The sequence below is a fragment of the Psychrobacter sp. SZ93C1 genome (assembly GCF_015864635.1).
In the GTDB taxonomy this organism is placed as follows: Bacteria; Pseudomonadota; Gammaproteobacteria; order Pseudomonadales; family Moraxellaceae; genus Psychrobacter; species Psychrobacter fozii.
The window spans coordinates 134,184-160,414 of the sequence record NZ_JADYWY010000003.1 but is presented as its reverse complement, the minus strand read 5'-3'; the positions used below and the strand labels follow the sequence as shown (position 1 = coordinate 160,414).

The window sequence follows — 26,231 nt, the reverse complement described above, 5'->3', positions numbered from 1 at the left end:
TAGAAAAAAACAACCCCTTTTCCGTCTAAATCGTCACTCATATGGGTGGCGATTTTTTGTGGTTTGGTGTACAATCTGCGCCCGCATTATCGCCAGTACGATCACTATTATCAGTCGACAATAACCGATAAAATAAAAATCAAACCGTCACGATATTTTTACAAAAAATTTATAATGAGCGCATTTGCGTCTAACCCTTATCCCATCGTCCTTTGCCAAAATTTGGACAACACACAAGCCCTCAGCAACATAGTTTCACTCTAAAATCAATATAGTATTTTCAAAATTTTCCCGCTATATTGTGCCTACCAATTAATAAACACGCTATATGTAGTACTCAGTGATTTTAATCGTCACTACGAGTATTGGGTATTTTTTGCCTAAAAAAAGAGCAGCTAACGCCAGCAGTTACCATGTTTAGATAGCGTGTTTAGATAAGCAGTACGATAAAAAACGTTGAGCGGGCTTTACCGTTTAACGAATAATATAAGCAACCAAAATAGAGGCCAGCATGACACATATCGACAAAATCAAAGTGACCAAACGTGACGGACGATTAGAACTTATTGATTTAGATAAAATTCATAAGGTAATCGAGTGGGCAGCTCACAATTTGGATAATGTGTCGGTATCACAAGTTGAGCTAAAATCGCACATCCAGTTTTATGAAGGCATCAAAACTCGTGATATCCACGAGACCATTATCAAGTCGGCTGCTGACCTTATCTCTGAAACCACGCCTGATTATCAATATCTAGCGGCGCGTTTGGCTATTTTCCATTTACGTAAGATTGCTTACAACAAATTTACGCCGCCGCATCTGTATGATCATGTCAAAACGCTAACTGATGCTGGCAAATATGATGAGCATATCCTAGCTGACTATAGCCGTGCTGAATTTGATGAGTTAGAAGAATACCTTGATCACTGGCGCGATATGAATCTTGCCTATGCCGCTGTTGAGCAAATGGCAGGCAAATACCTCGTCCAAGATCGCGTGAGCAAAACCGTCTTTGAAAGCCCTCAGTTCTTGTACATGCTGGTCGGTATGTGCTTGTTCAGCCGTTACGAAAAGTCAGAGCGTATGAACTATGTGAAGCGCTTCTATGATGCGACCTCACAATTCAAAATCTCACTACCAACGCCTATCATGTCTGGTGTACGTACGCCATCGCGTCAGTTTAGCTCGTGCGTATTGATCGAATGTGGTGATAGCCTAGACTCTATCAACGCGACCACCAGTGCCATCGTACGCTATGTATCACAGCGTGCTGGTATCGGCATTAATGCGGGTCGCATCCGTGCCCTTGGTAGCCCTATCCGTGGCGGCGAGGCACAACACACTGGCTGTATCCCATTCTATAAACTGTTCCAAACTGCGGTTAAATGCTGCTCACAAGGTGGCGTCCGTGGCGGTGCTGCGACATTGTTCTACCCACTATGGCATTTAGAAGTTGAGTCATTACTGGTACTCAAAAACAACCGCGGTGTCGAAGACAACCGTGTCCGTCATATGGATTACGGCGTCCAGTTAAACAAAACGATGTACACGCGCCTCATCAAAGGCCAAGACATCTCGCTATTCTCACCAGGTGACACCCCAGGCCTCTATGATGCGTTCTTTGAAGATCAAGACAAATTCGAAGAGTTATATACCAAGTACGAAAATGACCCAAGCATTCGTAGCCGTCAAATTCCAGCAGCCGACTTGTTCAGCCTAATGATGCAAGAGCGTGCCAGTACGGGTCGTATCTATATCCAAAACGTCGATCATTGCAACACGCATAGCCCATTTGACGCGACGGTTGCGCCGATTCGCCAGTCAAACCTATGCATGGAAATCGCCCTACCGACCAAGCCACTTGATAATATCAATGACGAAGAAGGCGAAATCGCGCTTTGTACGCTATCAGCGGTCAACTTGGGTAAAGTCGAAAACGTCAGCGATATCGAAGAGCCAGCCGAGCTAATCGTCCGTGCACTTGATGCCCTGCTCGATTATCAAGACTATCCAGTCAAAGCGGCTCAAAACGGCAGCATGCGTCGCCGTACGCTCGGTGTGGGCGTGATTAACTATGCTTATTACCTTGCCAAGAATGGCGTGCGCTATTCAGACGACAGCGCGCTTGGTCTAACCCATCAGACATTTGAAGCATTGCAATTTTATCTCTTGAAAGCGTCAAACAAATTGGCAAAAGAGCAAGGCGCTTGCCCTGCGTTCAATGAGACTACCTATTCACAAGGTATCTTACCGATTGATACGTACAAAGCCGACTTGGACAAAATCTGCCAAGAGCCGCTACATCTCGATTGGGAAACGCTACGTGGCGAGATCACTGAGCACGGTCTACGCAACTCTACCCTAACCGCCTTGATGCCGTCTGAGACCTCTAGTCAGATCGCCAACGCGACCAATGGTATCGAGCCACCACGTGGTCTGGTTTCTATCAAAGCGTCAAAAGATGGTATCTTAAAGCAAGTCGTGCCTGAGATTACGACGCTAAAAGATCAGTACGAGCTACTATGGCAAATGCCAAACAATGACGGTTACCTAAAGCTGGTCGCTGTCATGCAGAAGTTCGTCGATCAAAGTATCTCTGCCAATACCAACTACGATCCAGTCCGTTATGCTGGTGGCCGTGTGCCGATGAAGATATTGCTAAAAGACTTGCTAAACGCTTATAAAATGGGTGTGAAGACGTTGTACTACCATAACACTCGTGATGGTGCGAACGATGCCCAAGCGGATATGGAAGATGATTGTGCTGGCGGTGCATGTAAGATTTAGGATTTCTCTAGATGTACGATTTTTCTTGAACATAATGGAGATTATAATTCCTTGATTTCTAATAGTTTTAATCGCTATGACTGTACTAATAAAAATTCTTGCTCTACGTTTTCTGATGAAAGAATAGAAAATGGGGATGGTGGAAAAGATCATTCAAGGATAGATGATTGGGCAGCTAAGTACGATATAAGTATTTCTATATTGAGAGAAGAATATTCACAAGGTACTCTTAGACTTAGAAATGTAGATGAAAAAGCTAATAAATATTTACTAGTGATTTCTATAATCTTTACTGGGCTATTTGTTGTACTTTCGAGTTCAGCTATAGAAAGTTTGGTATTTAGTTATAAAGTTTCGTTGATGTACTTTATATTGACTCTAGTCTTTGTAACTACTTTTTCAATTGGTTCAATATTTGGCTTTCTAACTTTCCGAGCAGTTTTAAAGTGCTTCGATTTAGTTGAACTGCAAAAGATGCCCAGTATTCTAAATACTCTTGAAAGTACAAAAATGAATAATTCAGTAGAATATAAGCACTACTTAATTAGTTGTTTTCAACTAGTAATCGATGCTACAGACAAAACAGTCAGTAGTAAGCAAAAACATATTATATCAATATCGAAGAATATTAAGTTTTTCATAGCATTAATAACATTCTCTTTAGCAATTTTAATCTCATTGAAAATATTAGGATAATAATATGAGCAACAATAAGCCAAATCCAATTAACAAGAAGATTAATATTGGAGACAGCAGAAAGTCTAATTTAGATATAAACTCAGACATGCCTACAACCGATGTAAAACCTTCATTTATAACGATAAATGAAGGACGTTCACCAGAAGCCAATTCTCAAAATAACCGGGATAATTCTTACATGGAGCTTATCGTTAATAAGAAAAAATAGTCAGTGTAGGGTAAGTTAGTTTTCCAAATTGTCGTAGAGAATGACGGTAAAACGTAATATACCATCTATGTATTTACTATATTGTTGATGGTTCACGCTTTAGCTAACTCACCATAAACCTGTTTATAAAATACAGCAAACGTAGGTTATGTAAAGCTTGCAACACCTAACAGTTAGATAGATATTAGTTGTAGGGTGCGTCCAGCACACCGATTATATAGAAATTGTGTTTAAAGGTGCGCAAAGCACACCCTACGCCTACTACGTCAAAATATTGGTCTTTGAATCAAATCATGAATAGAGCAAATAGCACTTGTGATGAGTGCGAATCATCATACTTTATAGATAGCTCAAAGATGGCAAGTTTATGCCCTAATTGCGCTCACAAACTTTATGGCTATTTAAATTGTAGCCATCATTTTACAGATGGTGTTTGTGTAGAGTGTGGTTGGAACGGTCAAGAGTCTAATTATGTAAAAGACTTATAAAGTGCGCTTAGCATATCGATTTTATAAAATAATTGAAAAGATGCATGGAATTTACCCTATGCCTACTAAATAGGTTAGATAAAAATGCAGCTGTCTTCACCAATCAGTTATAAATGCTCTGCTAATGCAACAACTTACCGTGATGGTGGCTCGCTTGAATTAAGATTCACCGCAGATGACGACAGAAATTATTGTATATTTATGGAAGTCGTTCATGACTCGCCAAATGATTGCAAACGTTACCATCCGCCGTTGCTGTTCAAAGACTCATTTGACATAAACAACAGTAAGCCTGAAGACTTTATCGATTACTTAACTTGGCAACAGATTAAAGGCTTGATTAGCGAAATTAGAATGGATATCGGTCAAGATTTCGAGAAACATGCTGATTGTGCACATCTCGGATTAATTGAAAATATCGCGAATAATAATGGCTGGCTTATTGAATCGTAAGGTGCGCCCAGCGCACCGATGATATGAACAATGTACGCTAAGGTAAGTGAGCAACTGCCTAACCTACTCCGTGCTTTATAATTATTTTGAATAGGTGTAGCCATGATCTACCATGCAGTTCACTAGATACGTTGTTATACTATCCATCGCTTCTTGATCACTGTAAATAATATTTTCAACTTTTTGTTTTTCTTCAGCAGATAGCCCTGCTTTATTTAACGCATCGAAAGAGTCATAAGAATAACCTTCTTTTTTTATCTTAGGAAGCGCAACCAATTCAATAGCAGGTTTAAGACAATTATCGACATCGTTATCAGCATTATTATTTACCGCTTTCCACGAACTTCTTTCAGATGTTTCCTGAAAACTATATTTGCTCAAATGCTTTACTGAATAGTTAGTCGGCGTTAAAAAGTCTATTGATTTATAACCGTTTTGGTTATTAGCATAATTTACATCTCGTTCAGCTATGTTGTTGTTACTGCTACTACGTTCAGCAGAATCTATACTAGCTGGTTCTTCAAGAGTATCTTCAGAGGTTAGTTGTGGTGTTGATATTGGTTGAGAGGTTTCACTAGCAGGCTGGCTCGGATCTGATATAGAGGTATTATCAGCACACCCTATTAGAAAAATTATAGACAATGATCCTGAAAAACGCAGTATATTTGATAGCATAAATTTAGCCCTTAACTTGTATTGGCAGACGATTCTATAGTATTAAGAAGACGTTATAAATATATAATCATAACTATAATAACAAACTTAAGTTGTAGGGTGCGCACCGATAAGATAACAATCTAATATTTACGAGAATGACGAGAGAGTACCACTATGAAAATAAGTAATATATCACTACTCTCTTGTCTACTCATGATCCCTTTGTTATCTACACCAGTGAGTGCTCAAAATTTTGGAGAGGTTGATAGCTCATTAACAAACAGCTCAGCCAAGTCAAAGCTTGCTGATCCAATTTATAAGATAGACGATAAGTATAAAAATATAGAGAATAATTTAGTTGGACACTATACGTTATCTTTTGGACAAGGGTCTAAAGCGGAACAAAAGCTAATTACACTTTCTAAAAATCGAAAATATACAATAATTGGCTCCAGCTTTACTACCCCTATTAGGATTGGTGATTGGCGAGTGGTAGATGGTAAATATTTACACTTACTGGCTTATGACGCTTATCCTTTCAACGTCTATGGTCGTCATACCACTGAGTTGAATGAGACTAGTCGAGTAGTTTTTAATGGTATTTATTTTAGCCATAATACGTTCATAAACTACGATAATGTATTGAATGAGATGCCAACGCTGACGCCTATTTTGAATAAAAATATTGATCGCAGTAAAAGACCTTATATTAGCAAGCTACCTCAGAAATATAATTCAATCTCGCTTGCTTATAACCCTAACGACAAGAATAGCGGTGATAAAGAAATAGATATCTATACCTTTAATAATAAAAATAATTTTAATGACTTTGCTATCTCAGCACGTATCAATTTAACTTATCAAGATACTGTTAAGGCAACTATTAAAGAGGACTACCTCGTATTTGAGCAAGGCAAAACGACTAAACGCTTTGTTCCTGAAATAACAAACGAAGACGATTCATCATTAGAAGATATGGAAAACCTTGCTGTATCACCCAAAACTATTTATCAGAATATAGCGGGTAAACCCTTTGTTGAACCGTTCGTCAATCCGAAAGACTATACTTTTGATAATAATATAAAAGCATATGTCGCTATTAATAAATGTCGTACAAGCTGTCCAACAGAAGAAGAGTATGGTTATTTTGATATTTTCTACGAATATCAATTATTAGAAGATATTACAGTGCAGCAGAGTAAATTTAAAATAGCGAACACAGTTGCTGTTCCTTTGGCTTTAGAAGAGTAATGCTAATCAAGCCTAATTAAGGATGGTTCATGAAAAATTTTAAGACCTCATTACTACTATCAACACTATTGTTAGCGACTAGCAGTTATGCTGAAACGACAAATAATGAAGAGATAGAGGTAGAAGTCAATACACGTGACCAGTGTGGTTACTATTATAGAGAGACATTAAGCCATCCTCTCATCAAACGTGACGCTGCCGTAACCATAGATAAAGAAGCTGCTAAACTCATTCAGCTAAAGCGTCAGTTCGCTGATAAATACATTATGAATGCTGATATTGCAACCTTTAGCGAAACAGGCAGCATCTCTGATTATGACAGTTATGCTCAAATGCAGGACTTGATAGACAGAGGTCATGTCATACCACAGGAAGTCGCTGTAAAAGAACTAATAAGCTTATTTGGCTATTATTACTTAGGCGAATACGTGCCAAAAGATGACTATCAAGCCATCGCTTACTTAGAAAAGCTAGTTGAATATTATGATCATGCCCGTCCAGAGTATGTTGACGAGCTGATACTAGGCGTAGCTATGTCCTTAGATGGAGGCATCAGCAAGGCCAATCCGCTTTGGAGAAATGATGATCCAACTCAAGTATTCAATTTACTCATAAAAGCAGGGTCACTCGATACAGAAGTGATGATGATTGATGAAGACTTTGACAGCTCAGATGCTGATTGTGTCAAAAACGTACTGCCTAAGATTGAAGCGCTGGCTAACCAAGGCAGCCGCTTGGCCATTCATAGGCTAGCAAAGCATTATAAAAAGTTGAGCGCTAAAGGCACTGAAGCAGATAATGAGAAGATGATGTATTGGCAACAAAAAGCTGAAGAAAATCCCTTAATAGGCATCAAATGGTCCATTTAATTTAGGACATATCATTGAAATACACAAACAATAAAAATGACGGAGGTCATGTGCAATATACCGCAATCATCAAAGACGGTGGTTTGTTTATCCCAAATGTATTTTCAGACCTAAACGATGGTGGCTCGCATATCGTACAAGTCGAGGTTGATATTGCAGCGGTGCGTCAGCAGTTAGAGGCGAGCGAAGCACCAAAGGCAGCCGTCACCAAAAAAACTGTCGCAAAAGCAGCCAAAAAACCAGTATCGAGAGCAGCTAAAAAAGACTTAAAAACAGCAGCGGAAGAGTCTGATGTGAGTACCCTCCGCAAAAGCGCACTCGATGAATTAGAAGCGCTCGATGATAGTGAGCTGAGCGAGATATTCAAAGCCTATATGAACGATGGACAAGAGTCGTCACAGATATCGTTAGAAAACTTGTAATACAATTAAATGAAAGCCAGTCACAACTATATAAATCAATAACCGTATCAATTATAAAGGCAGTCTCATGACCTACTCGATTTTTTCACAGACACCAAACAATGCGCTAAAAGAGCCAATGTTCTTTGGTAATCCAGTCAACGTAGCGCGCTATGACCAACAAAAGCACCCTATCTTTGAGCAATTGATTGAAAAGCAACTCTCGTTCTTTTGGCGTCCAGAAGAAGTTGATGTGTCAAAAGACCGTATGGACTTTGGCAACCTGTCTTCGCATGAGCAGCATATATTTTTGAGTAACCTCAAATACCAGACCCTACTCGACTCTATCCAAGGCCGTAGCCCAAACGTGGTGCTATTGCCGCTCGTGTCTATCCCTGAGCTTGAGACTTGGATTGAGACATGGTCATTCTCTGAGACCATTCACTCACGCAGCTATACTCATATCATTCGTAATATCGTCAACGATCCAAACATCATCTTTGATGACATCATGCAAAACGAGCACATCTTAGAGCGTGCCTCGGATATTGCACAATATTACGATGATCTGTACCGCAACTCGCAGCTATATAGCTTGTACGGCGCTGGTACGCACAACGTCAATGGCGAGGAAGTGACTGTTGATTTGCGATCTCTGAAAAAGCAGATGTATCTGTGTATCGTCGCAGTCAACGTCTTAGAAGCCATTCGCTTCTATGTGTCGTTTGCTTGTTCATTTGCCTTTGCTGAACGTAAATTAATGGAAGGTAATGCTAAAATCATTAAGCTGATTGCTCGTGATGAAGCACTGCATTTGACGGGTACGCAGCATATGCTCAACCTCATGCGCAATGGTCGTGACGATCCTGAGATGGTCGAGATTGCCGCAGAGTGCTATGAAGAAAGCATCGAGATCTTCCGCAAGGCTGCCGAGCAAGAAAAAGAATGGGCAGGTTATCTGTTCAAAGATGGCTCGATGATTGGTCTAAATAAAGACATTCTTTGCCAATACATCGAATTCATCACCAACTTGCGTATGGAAGCCGTTGGCCTGCCAGCCGTGTTCCCGAACTCGAAATCAAATCCGATTCCATGGATCAATACATGGTTGTCGTCTGACAATGTGCAAGTGGCTCCGCAAGAGACAGAAATCAGCTCTTACTTGGTTGGTCAGATTGACTCAGACTTATCAGACAGCGACTTTGATGATTTTGAATTATAAGAGCTTTGAATTATAAGATCTTTGAACTGTAATAGTTTTACGCTTTAATAGTGTTTTAGGTGTCAACAGTACTTTAGGCATTAATAGTGTTTTACGCTTCGATGGCTGTAGGATATAGCAGCAAGATAGTCAAATCCAAATAGGATGAATTATGACGTGGGTAATGACCAGTAAGCAGCAGTTTTACTTGCATGACGATGAGAGTCTGCTCGATGGACTGCTGCGCACCGGACATGAGGTTAATTATCAATGCCGCGAGGGCTATTGTGGGAGTTGCCGAGTCAAACGTATCGCAAGCTCACATACGGTCGACTATCCATTTGAGCCACTCGCCATGATTGACGAGGATGAGATACTGCCTTGCTGTTGCCGTGTACAAGGCGTTATACATATCAATCATGAGCCTATCGTAAAGTAGAGAAAAACAAATAAAAAGCGCGCTATCTTATATAGATAGCGCGCTTTTTTTATACTAATATCTCATTGCTATGAGCGATGACGAGAGATGTTAAAGGTAACTACTGAGGAGCACCATCATTCTCAAACAGTTTTAGCAGCTCTTCACGCATACGGTCACGCTCTGCTTCCGACATCATTGGAACGTTCTGCTGTTCGCTTTGTAGATCAGGCTGAGCAAAGCTCTCAGTTTGCACAGAAGCAGGAAGTGCAACAGGCTCTTGCTCTGGACGTACTTCTAGCGAGATGGTGACCTGCTTGTTATTACCATTACGCAATATCTGTGCATCAAGCTGTGTATCAGGAGACTTGCGAGCGACATATTGGATCAACGTGTTGGCATCCGTCATCTCAATACCATCAATGGTCAAGATAATATCACCCACGCGTAGACCACTCTTCGCAGCTGGGCTTTTATCAATGACGTTTAGCACTTCTACACCCGTTGACGTCTCTAACTGCGTTGGATCACGTAGCTGTGATTGTATCTCGATACCCAACCACCCTCGACTGACCTTACCATCTTTAATCAAGGCATTCATAACCTGCTCTACGATAGAGGTAGGAATGGCAAAACCGATACCGAGAGAGCCACCAGATTGTGAAAAAATCACGGTATTGATACCAACCAACTCACCGCGAGCATCCACCAATGCGCCACCTGAGTTACCAGGATTGATCGCAGCATCCGTCTGAATGAAGTCTTCAAACTTATTCACACCTAACCCAGTACGACCTGTCGCTGAAATGATACCTTGGGTCACAGTCTGACCCACCCCGAACGGATTACCAATCGCCAATGCCAAATCACCCACACGAATAGGATCTTCGCGGAATCCTAACGGCGTCAATCCTGTCATATCAACTTTAATTACGGCCAAATCACTGTCTGGATCGGTACCTACCACTCTAGCGCGGCTCTTACGACCGTCATTAAAGGCAACCGTAATCTCATCGGCTTTTTCGACGACATGGGCATTGGTCACGATATAGCCATCTTCTGACACAATCACACCAGAGCCTAAGTTGGTATTGCCTTGCTCTGCTGATTGGCCACCATGATACTCAAAAAACCGACGCAGCACAGGGTCATCCATATAAGGATGCTCTGCTACTGTCTGTGTGGTATAGATATTGACGACCGACTGGGATGCACGGGCGACCGCATTATGATAAGAGGAGATAGGTGCTGGCGTATCGGCAACAGGTTCTGACGCTTGCTGATCAGCCGCTGAGGTTCTCGGCGGCTCCCACTTAGCCTCTGACGTCGATTTCATACTCGTAAACAACCAGATAAACGCTGCCAGCACTAGCAGCAATAAGACCCAAGGTAACCATTTTAATAAAGAAGTCTTGTTATTGGTGTTCCGGGATGACGACATATACAACCTCTATAAATTTAATACAAAAAATGATGATAAGTAATGAGTGTACACTGCTGCTGATTTGATTCTTTTTATTTAATACTAAAACCAGTATTGATGCCACGCTCTAATAAGACGCTATCAATCAGTACAGCTCACGCCTACAAATTATAACCGCCAACCATACCAAATGGTAACGTATCGTGTACCATTTCAGTTAGTAGCTTTGTCTACTCTTTTACAACACCATGTTAAAATGATTATTATAAAAAACTATGGATTATTTGCAATCATTTGACCGATTGCGACAACGATAAGGGCATACCATGACGGCTATCGACATTTCGACAGAATCAACCAACACTACCATAACAGCAGAGGCGCTAACGCAGTTTTGTGACGACTATTTGTCAGCCAATGCGTTTAAAGATTATGCACCCAATGGTTTACAAGTAGATGGTGGGCGACCTATCCAGCGCATCGTCACGGGTGTGACTGCTTGTGAGGCATTGATTGACGCTGCTATCGCAGATAAAGCTGATGCGATTATGGTACATCATGGTTACTTTTGGAAAGGCGAACCTGCCACTATCACAGGTATGAAAGGTCGACGTATTCGCAAATTGATGCAACATGGCATCTCTATGATTGGCTATCACTTACCGCTAGATGCCCATCCTATCGTTGGCAACAATGCCATGCTCGCTGATATGTTAGATCTGACCATCACTGGGCCACTCTATCCTGCTGAATCTCACCCAGTTGGTAATATTGCCACTTGTGTACCGCAAAGCGCCGATGATCTTATCGCAAAGATTACTCAAGCATTAGGGCGCACACCACTACATATCGCAGCTGAGTATCATGAAAACTCATCTTCTGAAACAAGTAATAGATTGATAGAACGTATCGGTATCTGCACAGGTGGCGCACAAGATATGATCGAGCAAGCCGCATTGATGGGCTGTGATGCATTTATATCTGGTGAAATCTCTGAGCGCACTACCCACATTGCACGTGAGCTTGGAATTGATTACTTTGCTTGTGGACATCACGCAACAGAACGAGGCGGCATTCAGGCATTGGGTAAGGTAGTATCTCAAGAGTTTGGCGTGCCTGTGACTTTTATCGATATCGACAATCCTGCTTAAAACCTCAGTTTATAACCTTAGTTTATAACCTCAGCTATTATCTCTAAATCCAGAGTTCTCTGTGGGAATTGAGAATAGAGACGACTCTTTCAATTCTCACAATCAATGAATTTCATCTCAATTCATGCACCAAAAAAGGTGCTTTTTTAACCGTCTGTAGCCCTATTGTTAAGTTTTATCGCTAATTTCTTAACTATACTTGAATAATCGGATGAATATCCGCATATTATTACTTGAAGAAAGAACGTCTTGTCATGAGACTTCCCATTTATTACAGCTTCCGGTTATGGCGCTTAAATGATGGTAAATATCTAAAATCTCATTTTTTATATGATAAATGAGCTGATATGGCTCAGCCAAAATACATTTTTATGGCTGACTACTCCCGAATTTTAGCGTTGCAATAATGGTTTAGTGATACCTGATTGATAGCTTACTTTAATAGACATTCTATTCACTATTAAACAGAATTATCTGCTGACCTTTGTTGCTGAACAAAATATTTGAGTTGTTATTTACTTTACTACAAACCATTTAAAGAGTAGATAGCGACTGATTTAACGTAAAAAAGTTGGATACTCAGATATATTGGTATTCCTTCTATTTTTGCGTTTTTGTTTCAATAACTTATTTCATGACCTTACCTATGTTTAATATGTAGTTGTTTTGGTATTAGCCTTATCTGTCCACCGTTGAAGGAATCATTTGATTTATAGCCTTCTCGGTGTTGTGCGTTTTTGTGATTTATATTGATACGTTAGGAGTAATATTTCAGCTCTTAATGTATATGCCAACAGATAGTTAGCTAGTACAAAACAATACCGCTCATGCTAATAAAGCAGCGATTAGCGGCATTGTTATTAAAGGCACTGTTATTAAACAAGTAATCTCACGCTTATACTATTAAAAAGCGTGAGATTGTTTAAATGTGACATCGATGTATGCCTTTATTATTAGCATGCATCCATGAACATTTTACGGTAAGCAGGATGGCTAAAATCAGGAGACATCCATGCAGCGTATTACTTATCGTGTAAAAGTATCTGCGCAAGGGGCCAAACGCCGTATTTCTTATTTACTGCGTCCATCTAAACGCCTACTAAACACTAAAAGTAACATCGTTTCATCCGTTACCCCAACGACATCGGCCCATTTTGCCAAAACAAAAAAATTGGTGCAGTTGTCTAGTATTGCCCTGCTCTCTTTACCTGCTGAGAGTTTGACTATCATGGGTTCGCCAGTGCCAGCCTATGACAATGTCATGTTACAGAACACTTTAACCATTGCTGCTGTCCCAGGCGACAGCACTTATTTTGCAACCGATGGCTTTCAACATGGCTTTGGCTTTGACTTGGTACGTACCTATGCTGACGAGCTGGGTGTTGACGTGAATCTCAAAGCTTACGCCAACGAAGAAGCGGCATTAAAAGCGCTAAGATCAGGCGAAGCAGACATGGCGCTGACAACGGCCAGTACCAAGCTAAAAAGTAGCTTTAATCTGTCATCGATTAACGTGAGCTGTGGTTATGATGCCAGCTTGACTAAAAACGGCTTACACCCAAAGGTCAGCTGGACGTTTAACTCGTCTAATGACCCGCTATCAGAAAAAGCCAGTTACTTCTTATGTGACAGTATCAAGCTGCAAAACACGCAAAAGCTTGCGGCCTTTTATAATCAAAACTTGCTAAAAGACGCCTACAGTCAGGACCATTTTCAAAAGACGCTAACTGAAAAGCTACCAGACTATCAGTCTTCGTTTGAAGAGCAAGCACGCAACTATAATCACGATTGGGAGCTGTTGGTAGCCATGGGCTATCAAGAGTCACATCTAGATGCGGATGCAGTGTCGCCAACAGGCGTACGTGGCCTAATGATGCTGACTAATAACACGGCCAAAGCAATGGGCGTATCAGATCGTGTTGATCCATACCAAAGTATCGGTGGCGGTGCGCGTTATCTAGAGCAAATGAAAGATGACTTCGCCGATGTACCAAAATCGGATCGAATTTGGTTTGCGCTGGCAGGCTACAACATGGGACCCAATGCGGTAAAAAGCATTCAGCGCACCTTACAAGCGCAAGGTGTCAATGATAAAAGTTGGGCCAATGTCTATGCATACCTCGCTGAAAACAGAGCGTCTAATAGCCGTTACGGTCAAGCGATGCATTATGTGAGTAATATCAGAAGCTACCTTGAGACGATTAAGACGCAAACGGTCTAGTTGTTTTGGATAGCTTAGATAATCACAATAACTTTGCAATAAAAAAGCTGCTCTTATTATAAGAGCAGCTTTTTTGTGACTAACAATCTACTTTCAAGCAACCTATCTTCGAGATACTTATGCTTTTGTAACAACAAGCCACTGCTTAGCGATTAGGCACTGTCAAACGCTGACCACGCTGTAGCATGGTATCTGCTGCGATATCGTTCATATCTGCTAGCTCCTGCGTAGATACGCCATATTTGCGTGCTAAGCCAATCAAGCTATCTCCTGACCCAACGGTATAGCTTACTGTGGCTTTTGGTACTTTGAGTGACTGTCCACGTTGCAACTGTGCATTGGTCGCCAGACTGTTGGTCGCAGCCAAGTCTTCTACCGAAACACCAAATTGACGTGCTAAAGCAATCAGACCATCACCTGATTTTACTTTGTAGCTTTCCGTGTTGCTCAGCGTCTTACCACTGCTGCTCGCGGTGCTAGTGCTACTACTCGTAGCGCTACTGCTTTGACTACTAGACGCACTGGCGACACTACCATTAGCAGGAATGGTAATAGTACGACCGAGTATAAGATTAGAGTTGGTGTTCAATTTGTTCGCTAATGCCAAATCACTTAAGCCAATATTGTAACGTTTGGCCACACCCGTCAAGGTATCACCTGACTTTACTTTATAGCTGACAGCTTTATCGTTTAACTGACGATCGACCAGTTCTTTAGAAGCTGGTACTTTGATGGTTTGACCGCGTTGTAAGCGAGCTTTTGCATCAAAACTGCTGTTTACTGCAGCAAGATCCGCTGCACTAACCCCAAGGTCATTGGCAATCCCGATTAAGGTTTCACCAGATTTGACTTTATAGTTAGTGGTTGCCACTGAGCTTGAGCTACTTTGACTACTAGCGCTGCTGCTAGTGCTAGTAGACGCCGAGCTAAAATCAACGCTCGCTGGCACTTTAAGTGTCTGACCAACATACAATGAGCTTGTGGTACTGATACCATTAAGACTGGCTAAGGTATCAGTCGATACATTGAATTGACGCGACAATGCAATCAGGCCATCGCCTGCTTTTACTTTATAGTTTTTAGTCGCAGTGCTTGATTTGGTCGGTTTGGTAGAAGGTGCCGCAGATGTGGTTGCAGGCGCAGTCACTTTACCTGGTATCAGCCATAGTTTTTGGCCTCTACGCAGATCCGAACGGCTGCTCAGGTTGTTATAAGTTGCTAGCTGAGTGACCGATAAACCAAAGCGATTGGCCGTACCAATCAGCGTATCACCACTTTGTACCGTGTAACTCTCTGGCTGGCTATCTGTTGTACTACTCGCACTGCTTATTGGCTCAATGCTTTTTGCATTGTATAGATACAAAGTGCTACCCGATAGCAAACTAGCGCTAGCATCTATTTGGTTCCATTCTGCGATATCACGCCAGCTCACACCAGCACGACTGGCAATGTTAGACAACGTATCACCACGTTTGACGGTATAAGTGGTACGCGTACCTTGTGGTTTTGGCTTACTTGCCGACGTCTGTGCAAAACTCAGCTTTTTCTCTGTACCACTGGCTTCTAGTATCGATTGCTGCGTTTGAACTGCTGATAGATTGATATTGCCATCAGCATTAATGACGTTGGTTTCCGATGTGCTACTACGGATTTGATTGGCAATGAAATCACGCTCTGCATTGCTTAGCGGTGGCTCTTGGACAATCGTATTGTTTTGCGTAATCTGCGCAGAGGTGGTTGGTAGACTGTTGCTGCTCTTAAGCTCAGCATTGATTTTATTGGTCTCTGCGGCACTTAATGGTGGCTCAGTACGTGCTGGCGTATTACCATACGAAGAACTGCTGGTTGGTGTGACTGACGGCGAGATATAACTGGTCGTCTGCTGTGGCACACTCGCGCTAGCCGCATAATCAGCCAACGCACTGCCCGTAGATGGCAATGAAGAACCACTGTACGGCTTATTGTTATAGCTTGGCGTGGTAGTCGTCGTACTTGGCGTGTTTGCTGCTGCCAGTACGTTGCCGGTACCGTTACCTCTTAGCGTGCTCAATTTGGCATCAGTCGTTAGGCTAACATCATTAGGAATAATAACACGCTGCGGACCTGAAGAATCAACTCGTCCAGAGGTAAGTGCTGTATTCAACTTTTCTAGCTCGTCGTAAGTCACACCTGTCAATTGCGCTACTTCAGATAAGCTGACGCCATAATTCACTGGCACACTACGGAAATGCTGACGGTTAGCAATAGCTGGTAGGTATACGCCATACTGTTCAGGCTTAGCGACGATTTCGGCCACTGCCAAGAATCGTGGCACATAATTCATCGTTTCAGTAGGCAGTCTAAGCGACCAGTAGTCCGTAGGTAAGCCTTGAGCTCTATTGGCATCAATGGCTTTTTGAATACGACCAGGGCCAGCGTTATAGGCGGCCAATGCCAATTCCCAACTGCCAAACTGGTTATGTAGCGCGGTTAAGAAATCATAAGCAGCACGAGTCGATTCGATAACATCACGGCGGCCATCATAAGTACTGCTTTGGTTGAGACCATAAATACGACCAGTACTTGGAATGAACTGCCACAAACCTGCGGCGGCGGCACTACTGGTACCGCTTGGATCGTAGGAGCTTTCGATGACTGGTAGCAATGCAAGCTCAGTTGGAATATTGCGGCGCTCAGCTTCTCTTACCGTATGATAAATATAACGACTGGCACGCGCAGTTAAGCGGTTTAAATAATCTTGTCTACTGGTAAACCAGCTTTTCTGTCCTTCAATACGCTGATTATAAATCGGTTGGCCACCATTCATACGATAACCAGCACGCAGACGATTCCACAAATCACCATATTGCTGAATAGCAAGCTGATTGCCTTCTACCATTGTCATGTCAGAGGCTTCTAATAAGTCTGCCAATTCGTCCAGGCTATCTGCATCCAAATACGCAGTTGAGTAATCAGTACTTGTGGCAGCAGTCTGATTGGCGGCAGGCTTAGTAATAACCGATGAGCTATTGGTCGCACCATTGTTTTTTACCGTCGACGTATTGCTACACGCACTGATAAGCAAAGTCGAAACGGCAAGCGTTAATGGCAACGCGATAAATGAGCGAGAGGTTGATAGCACAGTAGACATGATATTAAGAGTTTCCTAACGACAAGAAGTGATGAGATAGAATTGCTTGATAGTATAATATGCAATATAAAGCAAAGACCAGTTAATATAAAAAGATAATAGTCATAAGTTGAGTCGACATCTAGATTGGTCTACTAAGGCGCCAGATTATTCCGTCCAAGCAGACAATCATGAAAATAACCCACATCGTACAGAATTAGCAGGCTTCGATAGATAATGGTTGTCTTTTTAGTAGATAGTAACTGTGTTTTTGAATGAAGCAGCTTTTTGAATAAATCAGATTTCTAAATAAACCCGTTCAATACCAAATTGGTGTTAATGACTGAATGGTTCATATAGCGTGTAATCAATGCTGAATCGCTAGAGCATGTCCTTAATTTTAGAACACGCTCTAATGAGTTGGCTAGTTAATCGTTATTTGTGATACCGCACGCAGCAGCACTGCATTGCCAGTTGATAGCGTCAAAGTCACTCTAGATGTGGTGACGAATGAGACAGTTTGACCATCTTTTACCCAACTTTCGTTAGTAGTGACATTAGCTTTGGCCTGCTCGCCCGTAATGACAATGTTGTCTACGGATATGTCATAGCGATAGTTAGAGGTGTCATTCCAGCTATTTTGTAGCAACTTCAAATAAGCATCTTTGTCCAAGCTAGTAGACTTACCCTTTCTAGACAACGAAATCAGCGCATCATCAGAGACGAGACGAGCAACCTGACTGACATTTCGGCTATTTGCTGATGACTTCATTGCTGAGGCATAGTTTTGCACCAACGCTTCGGTCATGGTCGCCGCTTGCGCACTGATACTTACGGTACTTGCAATAGCTACCACAGCAGCCACGCCTGCGCCTTTGATTAACAACGCCAAAAGCCCTTTTCCCCATAATCGTTTCATGATAATCCTTAGCAATACAGTTTCCGTTGTTGTCATATATTGACGACTAACGTGTTTCTATCATTTGATTCAACTTATTACCTAGTTATGTAATCATAAACTAAGCGAATGCTGTTGGCTCTCATGCTTTGGTTCAATAGCGATACTTCTTAGCTAATGAGACTTCTTAAATAGTGATACTTTTTATACAGTAATAATCTTCAGCTAGCTAGTGATACCTTTAAATAACTATCTTTATCATAACCATATATTTAATAGTCGTGACAGCGTTGTTGTATCATAGAGTGAGCCTATCATTTAATTCTCACAGCTATGTGACACCCTGTGTAATTATTGCGAATGTCAAAACAGGCACAGTCATCGCCTTTAAAGTACTAGTAATATCATGATCTTATAATAAGTGTGCATCAGCGCAGACTGAGTCATCTCTTTCGAACTACAACTCAATCTTCGCTTCAGCTTGAAACCACTGTCTATCAATCGATAACAAGTTTGACGGTGCTATTTTAAAGCCTGGTGTCTGTACTATTATTATCATAGCGCTCATCATCACTGAGCTTCATACCTAGACGCTCTACTCGTCTGTCCATCATTTGTCGAGCCAGTGCCTGCATATCCTCAACGCGATCTATCTCATCAACAATCTCTAGACCCAATAAAGTCTCAAACACGTCTTCTAAAGTAACCAGACCTTTGACCTCGCCATATTCACCGACAGTAATCGCGATATGGATGCGGTTCTTTAGCATGAGCTCTAATAAATCAAACAGCTTCATTTTGGAGAATACAAAAGTTATTTCACGTTTGAACTGAGTCAACGGCTTATCTACAGCGTGGTTCACTTTTGCTAACAACATATCTGTTTTTAATACAAAACCAGTAACATTATCTAAGTCACCATCATAAATTGGTAATCGTGAAAACGTCAGCTTTGGGCGATCAACTAATAATTCAGCGACTGTTTTGTTTTCCTCAAACGCGAGCATTACCGAACGCGGCGTCATAATATCTTCAACTTTAATGGCGCCAAATGCCAGTAAGTTACGAATAATCCGCGACTCTAAGGGATCAATCTGTCCTGACTCTTCACCGATACTCGCAAGTGCTGCAAACTCACGACGACTAAATGCCTGAGGTTCTTTGCCGCGCACCAGCAGTTTTGTCAAACGCTCTGATACCCAAATGAGTGGGTACAGCAGCAAGATAATACCACGGACAAAATAAGCGACAATGCCACTCAACTGACGCCAATATACTGTACCTAGTGTCTTTGGAATAATCTCAGATAAGAATAAAATAGCCAATGTCATAATGGCAGAGAATAGACCAAACCATGCACTACCAAAGACAATCGTTGCCTGAGCACCTGCACCGATAGAACCTAATGTATGAGCGACGGTATTCAATGTCAAAATAGCTGCCAACGACTGGTCGATATTATCAACCTTTAACCGTCTGAGCATATTTGCTTTTTTTGGATTGGTTTCTTGAACGTCAGCGATATAAGACGGTGTCATGCTGAGTAATGCGGATTCTGCTAAGGAGCAAACAAACGAGATACCGATGGCCACAACCACAAAGAATATCAATAACAGAATATTGATCGCTGTGGGATCTGCTGAAGCATCAGCAGCAAATGCCGGATAAGGTAGTAGCATTGCGAGTAACGCTAGTAGCCCAAAAATAGGCTTCATGCTTCTAAGACGCTTAAAATAGTGCAGCGTCGGAGGAGGTTTGGCTGACGCTTCTTTAAAAGCGCGCGGACGACATAAACGAGGTACAAACATAAAAGTGGTGAACAAGTTGGGTAACCTAAACAGAAAAGAGAAAAAGGAATCTTAAGCAAACAGCAGCAGATATAGAGAGCAAATAGCAGCACCAAAATAAAAATACATAAAGGTATCTGCCAACACTTTCTAGATAGCTACTTAAAGCTAACTTCATACTGCATATTAGGCTTAATGACATTCCAATAAATAGTGGGCTAAACACAGCCAATTATTGCCATTTGATAGTAGCACTGATGCTGATATTTCACAATAAGTCGCTTTTTTTAAGTCTTTGCTTTTTGATACCTTGTATTACGCTACTATTGCCTAATATCCACTAAATATCTGAAATTTGCTATAATCGCAGCACTTTGTCATCACTTATCGTATTACAACAAACACAACTTACGTATTGCATTAGAAATACTGTCGTCAGAAATACTGTTATCAAAAATACGGCCACTAGAAGTAATGACCGCTGGCTTGACGATTACCTTAAGAAAAACGTACTCAGGCTATGATTAACAGTTACCAAGTCTGGGATTTTTTGTTACTATGCGTTTAATTTTATTATTATCCATGACTTACTGAGAGAAACTATGTTCTTATTTATTCAAGCTGCTCATGCTGCCGAAACTGCCGGTGCTGCGTCACTATTTGGTCAGATTCTACTACCTGTTGCTTTTTTTGCGATTTTTTACTTCTTGGTTATTCGCCCGCAGTCTAAGCGTACCAAAGAACATCGTGCGATGGTCAATGCCTTGAGCGTTGGTAGTGAAATCATTTTTGCTGGTGGCTTAATGGGTCGCATCAAAAACCTAGAAGGCGACTATGCAGTGGTTAGCTTAAATAATAATACTGATATCAAAGTACAACGTGCTTCTGTTATCTCAGTATTGCCTGCTGGCACTATCGAAAGCATTTAATCATCAATCATTGCTATGAATGATTGTTTGATGGTCGTATCATCAGTAGATGTCGCGACTAAAAATGACCGTACATTATTTACGGTCATTTTTCGCTATAAAGAAATGAGACAAAGTAGTCTTATAACAAAATAGTCTTATAGACTGCTGGATAGTCTATATTTACTCTTATTGAGTAGGTTGTTTTTATTTTTTGTTTTACTATCACCGCGGATGATCGCAACGGTACATAATGATGGCTTTTATACGCAGCATTAGACCTTTGCTATCGCTAACTTCCCATCTGCTAACTTGTGGCCTACGTCGCCAGTTGTTTATCAACTTAAAGAAGTGATTATGCAATATCCCGCTTGGAAATACTTACTTATTACCGTCGTGATACTCATTGCCGGTCTATATGCTGCCCCTAACCTCTATCCTGACGAGCCCGCTGTGCAGATTACAAGTGCTGCTGCAGGTACACAGCTGTCTGAAGAGATATTAACGCAGTCGCAAAGCTTACTCAAAGACGCCGGTCTGAATAACCATGATGGCACGTTTGAGGGCAATAGTGCGCTGGTTCGTCTTGATAATTCAGTCGATCAGCTAAAGGCGCAAGAAGTGCTACGTCAAAATTTGGGCGAAAACTATGTGGTCGCTCTTAACTTAGCACAGACAACACCGCAGTGGCTACGTGACATCGGCGCAAAACCGATGAAACTTGGTCTTGATTTACGTGGTGGTGTGCGCTTTGTACTCGAAGTCGATATGGACAAAGCACTTGAGCAACGTCTGACGGGTGCTAGTAGCGACATGCGTCGCGAGCTACGTGCTGAACGCATTGCAGTCAAAGGTATCAAGACCGAAGATCAAAGCGTGGTACTGCATTTCGCTGATACAGACACTCGCAATCGTGCACAAAACATCCTACAAGGATCGATGGGCACCACCTTTAGCTTGCAGTCTTCTATTGATGATCAAGGTCCTGCATTACTCTTATCGTATAACGATGCGACACTTGACGAAATCAATAGCTATGCTGTCAACCAAAACTTGACAACGCTACGCAACCGTATTGCCGAGCTGGGTGTTACTGAAGCCCTAGTGCAATCACAAGGTGCCAATCGTATCGTCGTAGAATTGCCAGGTGTACAGGATACTGCAGAAGCAAAACGTGTCCTTGGACGTACCGCAAACCTTGAATTCCGTATGGTGGCAGAAGATGCCGACAACTATACAGGTGGTATTCCTCCAGCGGGCACTGAAGCGTTCCCGTTTGAAACACTGGATGGCCCGCCTGTATTGCTCGAACGTCAAGCTATTGTCAGCGGCGATAAAGTGACCAATGCTCAAACTGGCTTGGATGAAAGCGGTCTACCTGAAGTAAGTATTACATTGGACAGTGCTGGCGGCAAGCTCATGCAAAACGCTACTCGTACCGCTGTTGGTAAACAGATGGCTGTATTGTTCATTGAAAACAAGCAAAGAATCACCTATGAAGAAGACCCAGTAACTGGCGAGACGGAAGAAATACGTACGCCTTATGCTGAAACCAAGGTCATCAACCGTGCCAATATTCAAGCGGTTCTAGGTTCCTCTTTCCGTATTACTGGGCTAGACAGCAGTGCTGAAGCTGCTGAGCTTGCACTACTACTGCGTTCAGGAGCACTTGCGGCACCGATGTACTTTGTAGAAGAACGCACCATTGGTCCATCACTGGGTCAAGAGAACATTGAAAAAGGTCTATTCTCTACGCAGGTCGGCTATCTACTAGTCTTTGCGTTTATGATTATCTTCTATCGTCTGTTTGGTGTCATCGCTAACGTAGCACTAGCAGTCAACGTGATTATCATCATCTCTATCATGTCAATCCTAGGCTCATCGCTTACCCTACCCGGTATCGCTGGTATTGTTTTGACCATCGGTATGGCAGTTGATGCAAACGTACTAATCTTTGAGCGAATACGTGAAGAGATTGCCAATGGAGTAAGGCCGAAATCTGCTATCGTGGCAGGTTTTGACCGAGCTTTTAGTAGTATTTTCGATGCCAACATTACAACTTTATTGGTCGCATTTATCTTATTTGCGATTGGTACTGGTCCGATTAAAGGCTTTGCGATCACGCTAGCTATTGGTATTATCAGCTCGCTGTTTACGGCTATTCTGGTCACACGTGCGCTGGTACAAGTTGCTTATGGTAAGCGTAAATCCGTCAAACGTCTGAGCATCGGTTAGGAGAACATTATGGCTATCGAGAATAAAAATCCTCTAGAACAGCAGAATAGTCCAGATAGAAATGGTTCAGGCGGCTCAAATGGCGATGGAAACAATGCAAGCACGCGCCGCCGTAACAAACCACGCCGTGATGGTAAAGGTAGCAATACTAAAGCCAATAACCCTGTCACCGCGCAGCCGAGTAACAGTAAAACTCGTCGCGGTGGCAAAGGTGCTAGTAAAGACAGTCAAGCGCTGGCCACTCAAGCAACTGATCCTAATCTAGCAACAGGTGATGCGGCAGATGATGCGGCGGCACAAGCTGAAGGTGGTATCAAAGCCATTGGCAACCAGCGTATCATTCCTTTTATGAAGATAGAAAAGCCGATGGCAATTTTATCTTTATTAATGGTCATTGGTAGTATCATTGCTATCGCCGTAAACGGTCTGAATTTGGGACTTGATTTCACGGGTGGTGTCTCAGCAGATGTACGTTATGAGCAGTCTGTTGAACAAGTTGATGTTGTGAATGCCTTGTCAGACAATGGTTTTGATGATGCCGTCGTACAGTATCTAGGAACATCACAAGAGCTACTGATCCGCCTACCACCTCAGTCTGATAATGTTGATGGACTCAATACCAGTCTGACCAAAGCATTGACCTTGGCTGATAATAGCGTTGAAATCAGTAACGTCAATATTATTGGTAGTCAAGTAGGTAGTGAAGTCTACTTAAACTCAGTGATGTCGTTAGCGCTAGCACTAGCCTGTATGCTTGGCTATGTTGCCCTGCGTTTCCAATTCAAATTATCGCTTGGTGCAGTCATGTCGCTGTTTCATGATGCGGTTGTCACTATTGGTGTGTTTGCCTTATTTGGCTTTCCATTCGACTTAACTGTGTTGGCAGCTATTTTGGCCTTGATTGGTTACTCATTGAACGATACGATTGTTGTCTATGACCGCATCCGTGAGAATTTCCGTCGCGTCCGTGGTATCACGCCGCGCCAGACTATCGACTTGTCTTTAACAGAGACGCTGCGTCGTACGATTATGACCATCTCAACGGTATTGTTAGTGGTATTAGCAATGCTATTCTTAGGTGGTGATGGTCTATACTGGTTCTCAGTTGCCCTCTTCATCGGTCTAATTGCTGGTACTTACTCATCAACTTATATCGCAAGTTCGATTCCATTACGTATGGGTCTATCTCGTGATGACTTTATTGTAAAAGTAAAACCAGAGTTTGAAGAAGAAATCGTTACTTTTAACGATCCAAAAATGTTTGAATAAATGTTTAATGGTATTCAATCATAATGGTAGCTAACTAAAATGTTATAGTCAGTCCAACATGATTTAGATACAGACAGGCTCGTGAAAGTACTAACAATAGACTGAGCGAGCCTGATATCTTATTTAATTTATATAAGTTTGACTATAAAATTCTGCCATAAATAACAGTAGTAACGTTTAAATCAAAGCACCTGACTCATGAATAATGAGTCTAGGTGCTTTTGTCTTTGTAGCTGTGTTTGTCATAAATAGCACATATGCTACGCTCAATCCTTGTTGGGTTTTAAGTATAAACGAGCCAAAAATGACTACTCCCATATCTAGTCCAATGCCGACCATCGATACCCGTTATACGCGTATTATCGCCATCGCTTTGCCAGTATTATTGGCCAATCTTGCCATGCCTCTACAAAGCGTTATCGATACAGCGATCGTCGGTAATATGAATGATACGGCTAAACTGGCTGGTATGGGACTCGCGATACAGTTATTGTCGTTATTGCTCGTCAGTTTTAACTTTTTACAATACGCATCGTCTGGGCTGTCAGCACAAGCAATGGGACAACTGGCCAATCATACCACCAGTGCTACAGATGGTACGGCAACGTCAGTTAATACGGCCCCTTCACCTCTACTGTCTATCTTGCAACGTGCTTTACTACTGGCATTTGGTATCGGTGCTATCTTGCTATTGGCAAAGCCTTGGTTGATAGATTTTGGTTTGCAAGCACTATCAGCCAATCCAGATAGTGGACGTGCTGCACAGACTTACTTAGATGTTAGGTTTTGGGGCGTGATTGCTGAGCTGATGAACTTTGCATTTATTGGTTGGTTTGCAGGGCAAGGTAAAACTCGCTATATGCTGTATCAACAAGGTTTTATTGCCATACTCAATATTGTCCTAACCTTGTTTTTTGTCTTTACGATGGAAATGGGCTTGGTTGGTGTCGCACTAGGTACGACCATTGCTTTCTGGTTTGGTGTATTACTAGCATTGTGGTTAAGTCGTCATCATCTACAAATATCTTGGCGGGCTTTGTTTACTGCTGATAAGCAATATTTTACTAAAGAGCGCATACTTAGGCTATTTTCATTAAATAAAGACATTTTTATTCGTACGCTTATCTTAACTTTGAGTTTTGCTTGGATCACTCGTCTGTCTGCTCAAAGTGGTGATGTCATACTGGCGGCCAATGCTATTTTACTCCAGGTCCTGAGCATCTCAGCCTTTGCCCTTGATGGTGTTGCGGTATCCGCTGAGACATTAAGTGGTCAAGCCGCTGGGCGCCGAGATTGGCTACGTTTTCGCATTATTATCAAGCGCACAGGTATCGTCAGCTACGGACTTGCTATCGCCTTGAGTGCAATATGGTGGCTTGCAATGCCAACATATTTAGGGTTCATGACCAACATCGAGACGGTTTTTACATTGGCATATAATTACCACCTTTATGCCGTATTACTACCCCTCGTCGGGGTCGGTGCCTATTGGTTAGATGGTATATTTTTTGGCTTAACAGCTGGTCATGTAATCCGTAATGCCGCTCTGATACTCGCCGCTATATTTTTCCCACTCAGTTGGTTTCTCTATCAGCAATGGAACATGACTGGTATTTGGTTGAGTGTGTGGTGTCTATTATTACTTAGGCTAATTATTTTAGGTGGCTTCTTGTACCACGCGCATCAAACGGGTAGCTACGAAAAGCTACAGCCTGAACCTTAATACCACTCTTAACTACATGGTATTGAATAACGTATTTTTATAAAGTGTTTGTAATATAGTCGGTTCAATTTAAT

20 protein-coding genes are annotated in these 26,231 nt (G+C 41.9%); 15 read left to right on the top strand and 5 right to left on the bottom strand.

Annotated elements, in window-relative coordinates; translation table 11 throughout:
* The first annotated feature begins 511 nt into the window (after positions 1-511).
* From nrdA to I6E83_RS05330, 4 genes are all read left to right on the top strand, one after another.
* A complete protein-coding gene (nrdA, locus tag I6E83_RS05345; protein WP_110922976.1) occupies positions 512-2,788 on the top strand; it encodes a class 1a ribonucleoside-diphosphate reductase subunit alpha in 2,277 nt (758 codons plus the stop codon).
* A gap of 51 nt (positions 2,789-2,839) precedes the next feature.
* Positions 2,840-3,484 carry a hypothetical protein gene (locus I6E83_RS05340; RefSeq protein WP_110922977.1) on the top strand — a complete coding sequence of 215 codons (645 nt, stop codon included), beginning with the start codon at positions 2,840-2,842 and terminating at the stop codon, positions 3,482-3,484.
* A 4-nt stretch (positions 3,485-3,488) separates the two neighbouring features.
* Positions 3,489-3,695 carry a hypothetical protein gene (locus I6E83_RS05335; RefSeq protein ID WP_110922978.1) on the top strand — a complete coding sequence of 69 codons (207 nt, stop codon included), beginning with the start codon at positions 3,489-3,491 and terminating at the stop codon, positions 3,693-3,695.
* A gap of 572 nt (positions 3,696-4,267) precedes the next feature.
* Complete coding sequence (locus I6E83_RS05330) at positions 4,268-4,636, top strand: hypothetical protein (protein ID WP_110922980.1); 369 nt, start codon at positions 4,268-4,270, stop codon at positions 4,634-4,636.
* A gap of 81 nt (positions 4,637-4,717) precedes the next feature.
* Here I6E83_RS05330 and I6E83_RS05325 read toward each other — a convergent pair whose 3' ends face one another.
* Complete coding sequence (locus tag I6E83_RS05325) at positions 4,718-5,311, bottom strand: hypothetical protein (protein WP_110922981.1); 594 nt, start codon at positions 5,309-5,311, stop codon at positions 4,718-4,720.
* Positions 5,312-5,467: 156 nt separating this feature from the next.
* Between I6E83_RS05325 and I6E83_RS05320 the strand changes: the two genes are divergently transcribed.
* The 5 genes from I6E83_RS05320 (at position 5,468) to yfaE (ending at position 9,454) form a co-directional block, all read left to right on the top strand.
* Positions 5,468-6,544 (top strand): hypothetical protein, encoded by a 1,077-nt coding sequence (locus tag I6E83_RS05320; RefSeq protein WP_146221329.1) that lies wholly within the window; start codon positions 5,468-5,470, stop codon positions 6,542-6,544.
* Between the two features lie 29 nt (positions 6,545-6,573).
* The gene (locus I6E83_RS05315; protein WP_110922983.1) at positions 6,574-7,413 is read left to right on the top strand and encodes a hypothetical protein; all 840 of its coding nucleotides are present in this window, start codon (positions 6,574-6,576) and stop codon (positions 7,411-7,413) included.
* Positions 7,414-7,427: 14 nt separating this feature from the next.
* Entirely contained in the window at positions 7,428-7,835 is a 408-nt protein-coding gene (locus I6E83_RS05310; RefSeq protein WP_227680823.1) for a hypothetical protein, read from the top strand.
* Positions 7,836-7,902: 67 nt separating this feature from the next.
* Positions 7,903-9,036, top strand: a complete 1,134-nt coding sequence (gene nrdB / locus I6E83_RS05305; protein ID WP_110922984.1) for a class Ia ribonucleoside-diphosphate reductase subunit beta — start codon at positions 7,903-7,905, stop codon at positions 9,034-9,036.
* Between the two features lie 151 nt (positions 9,037-9,187).
* Entirely contained in the window at positions 9,188-9,454 is a 267-nt protein-coding gene (yfaE, locus tag I6E83_RS05300) for a class I ribonucleotide reductase maintenance protein YfaE (protein WP_110922985.1), read from the top strand.
* Positions 9,455-9,554: 100 nt separating this feature from the next.
* On the opposite strand, the gene I6E83_RS05295 is transcribed toward yfaE, so the two are convergent.
* Complete coding sequence (locus tag I6E83_RS05295; RefSeq protein WP_110922986.1) at positions 9,555-10,874, bottom strand: S1C family serine protease; 1,320 nt, start codon at positions 10,872-10,874, stop codon at positions 9,555-9,557.
* Positions 10,875-11,182: 308 nt separating this feature from the next.
* Here I6E83_RS05295 and I6E83_RS05290 point away from each other — a divergent pair, with 308 nt between their 5' ends.
* Positions 11,183-12,007 (top strand): Nif3-like dinuclear metal center hexameric protein, encoded by an 825-nt coding sequence (locus tag I6E83_RS05290; RefSeq protein WP_197100262.1) that lies wholly within the window; start codon positions 11,183-11,185, stop codon positions 12,005-12,007.
* Positions 12,008-13,019: 1,012 nt separating this feature from the next.
* Entirely contained in the window at positions 13,020-14,228 is a 1,209-nt protein-coding gene (locus I6E83_RS05285; protein WP_197100261.1) for a transglycosylase SLT domain-containing protein, read from the top strand.
* A gap of 145 nt (positions 14,229-14,373) precedes the next feature.
* Here I6E83_RS05285 and I6E83_RS05280 read toward each other — a convergent pair whose 3' ends face one another.
* The 3 genes from I6E83_RS05280 to I6E83_RS05270 form a co-directional block, all read right to left on the bottom strand.
* Entirely contained in the window at positions 14,374-17,358 is a 2,985-nt protein-coding gene (locus I6E83_RS05280; RefSeq protein WP_197100260.1) for a LysM peptidoglycan-binding domain-containing protein, read from the bottom strand.
* 403 nt (positions 17,359-17,761) lie between these two features.
* Positions 17,762-18,256, bottom strand: a complete 495-nt coding sequence (locus I6E83_RS05275) for a nuclear transport factor 2 family protein (RefSeq protein ID WP_197100259.1) — start codon at positions 18,254-18,256, stop codon at positions 17,762-17,764.
* Between the two features lie 506 nt (positions 18,257-18,762).
* Positions 18,763-19,914 carry a hemolysin family protein gene (locus I6E83_RS05270; protein WP_413787052.1) on the bottom strand — a complete coding sequence of 384 codons (1,152 nt, stop codon included), beginning with the start codon at positions 19,912-19,914 and terminating at the stop codon, positions 18,763-18,765.
* Positions 19,915-20,624: 710 nt separating this feature from the next.
* Between I6E83_RS05270 and yajC the strand changes: the two genes are divergently transcribed.
* The 4 genes from yajC to I6E83_RS05250 all read left to right on the top strand — a co-directional run bounded on the left by yajC (position 20,625) and on the right by I6E83_RS05250 (position 26,157).
* Positions 20,625-20,951 (top strand): preprotein translocase subunit YajC, encoded by a 327-nt coding sequence (gene yajC / locus I6E83_RS05265; RefSeq protein ID WP_110922992.1) that lies wholly within the window; start codon positions 20,625-20,627, stop codon positions 20,949-20,951.
* A gap of 336 nt (positions 20,952-21,287) precedes the next feature.
* A complete protein-coding gene (gene secD / locus I6E83_RS05260; RefSeq protein ID WP_197100258.1) occupies positions 21,288-23,165 on the top strand; it encodes a protein translocase subunit SecD in 1,878 nt (625 codons plus the stop codon).
* A gap of 9 nt (positions 23,166-23,174) precedes the next feature.
* The gene (gene secF, locus I6E83_RS05255) at positions 23,175-24,434 is read left to right on the top strand and encodes a protein translocase subunit SecF (RefSeq protein WP_197100257.1); all 1,260 of its coding nucleotides are present in this window, start codon (positions 23,175-23,177) and stop codon (positions 24,432-24,434) included.
* A 304-nt stretch (positions 24,435-24,738) separates the two neighbouring features.
* Positions 24,739-26,157: an MATE family efflux transporter gene (locus tag I6E83_RS05250; RefSeq protein ID WP_197100256.1), complete on the top strand. Its 1,419-nt coding sequence runs from the start codon at positions 24,739-24,741 to the stop codon at positions 26,155-26,157.
* Positions 26,158-26,231 lie beyond the last annotated feature (74 nt).

Excerpts from the sequence above, each read along its gene's own strand:
- I6E83_RS05270 (WP_413787052.1), bottom strand. The coding sequence starts at position 19,914 with ATGCTACTACCTTATCCGGCATTTGCTGCTGATGCTTCAGCAGATCCC.
- nrdB (WP_110922984.1), top strand. The coding sequence starts at position 7,903 with ATGACCTACTCGATTTTTTCACAGACACCAAACAATGCGCTAAAAGAG.
- I6E83_RS05290 (WP_197100262.1), top strand. The coding sequence starts at position 11,183 with ATGACGGCTATCGACATTTCGACAGAATCAACCAACACTACCATAACA.
- I6E83_RS05280 (WP_197100260.1), bottom strand. The coding sequence starts at position 17,358 with ATGTCTACTGTGCTATCAACCTCTCGCTCATTTATCGCGTTGCCATTA.
- I6E83_RS05335 (WP_110922978.1), top strand. The coding sequence starts at position 3,489 with ATGAGCAACAATAAGCCAAATCCAATTAACAAGAAGATTAATATTGGA.
- I6E83_RS05325 (WP_110922981.1), bottom strand. The coding sequence starts at position 5,311 with ATGCTATCAAATATACTGCGTTTTTCAGGATCATTGTCTATAATTTTT.
- I6E83_RS05320 (WP_146221329.1), top strand. The coding sequence starts at position 5,468 with ATGAAAATAAGTAATATATCACTACTCTCTTGTCTACTCATGATCCCT.
- I6E83_RS05295 (WP_110922986.1), bottom strand. The coding sequence starts at position 10,874 with ATGTCGTCATCCCGGAACACCAATAACAAGACTTCTTTATTAAAATGG.
- I6E83_RS05315 (WP_110922983.1), top strand. The coding sequence starts at position 6,574 with ATGAAAAATTTTAAGACCTCATTACTACTATCAACACTATTGTTAGCG.
- secD (WP_197100258.1), top strand. The coding sequence starts at position 21,288 with ATGCAATATCCCGCTTGGAAATACTTACTTATTACCGTCGTGATACTC.
- yfaE (WP_110922985.1), top strand. The coding sequence starts at position 9,188 with ATGACGTGGGTAATGACCAGTAAGCAGCAGTTTTACTTGCATGACGAT.
- I6E83_RS05250 (WP_197100256.1), top strand. The coding sequence starts at position 24,739 with ATGACTACTCCCATATCTAGTCCAATGCCGACCATCGATACCCGTTAT.
- yajC (WP_110922992.1), top strand. The coding sequence starts at position 20,625 with ATGTTCTTATTTATTCAAGCTGCTCATGCTGCCGAAACTGCCGGTGCT.
- secF (WP_197100257.1), top strand. The coding sequence starts at position 23,175 with ATGGCTATCGAGAATAAAAATCCTCTAGAACAGCAGAATAGTCCAGAT.
- I6E83_RS05330 (WP_110922980.1), top strand. The coding sequence starts at position 4,268 with ATGCAGCTGTCTTCACCAATCAGTTATAAATGCTCTGCTAATGCAACA.
- nrdA (WP_110922976.1), top strand. The coding sequence starts at position 512 with ATGACACATATCGACAAAATCAAAGTGACCAAACGTGACGGACGATTA.
- I6E83_RS05275 (WP_197100259.1), bottom strand. The coding sequence starts at position 18,256 with ATGAAACGATTATGGGGAAAAGGGCTTTTGGCGTTGTTAATCAAAGGC.
- I6E83_RS05285 (WP_197100261.1), top strand. The coding sequence starts at position 13,020 with ATGCAGCGTATTACTTATCGTGTAAAAGTATCTGCGCAAGGGGCCAAA.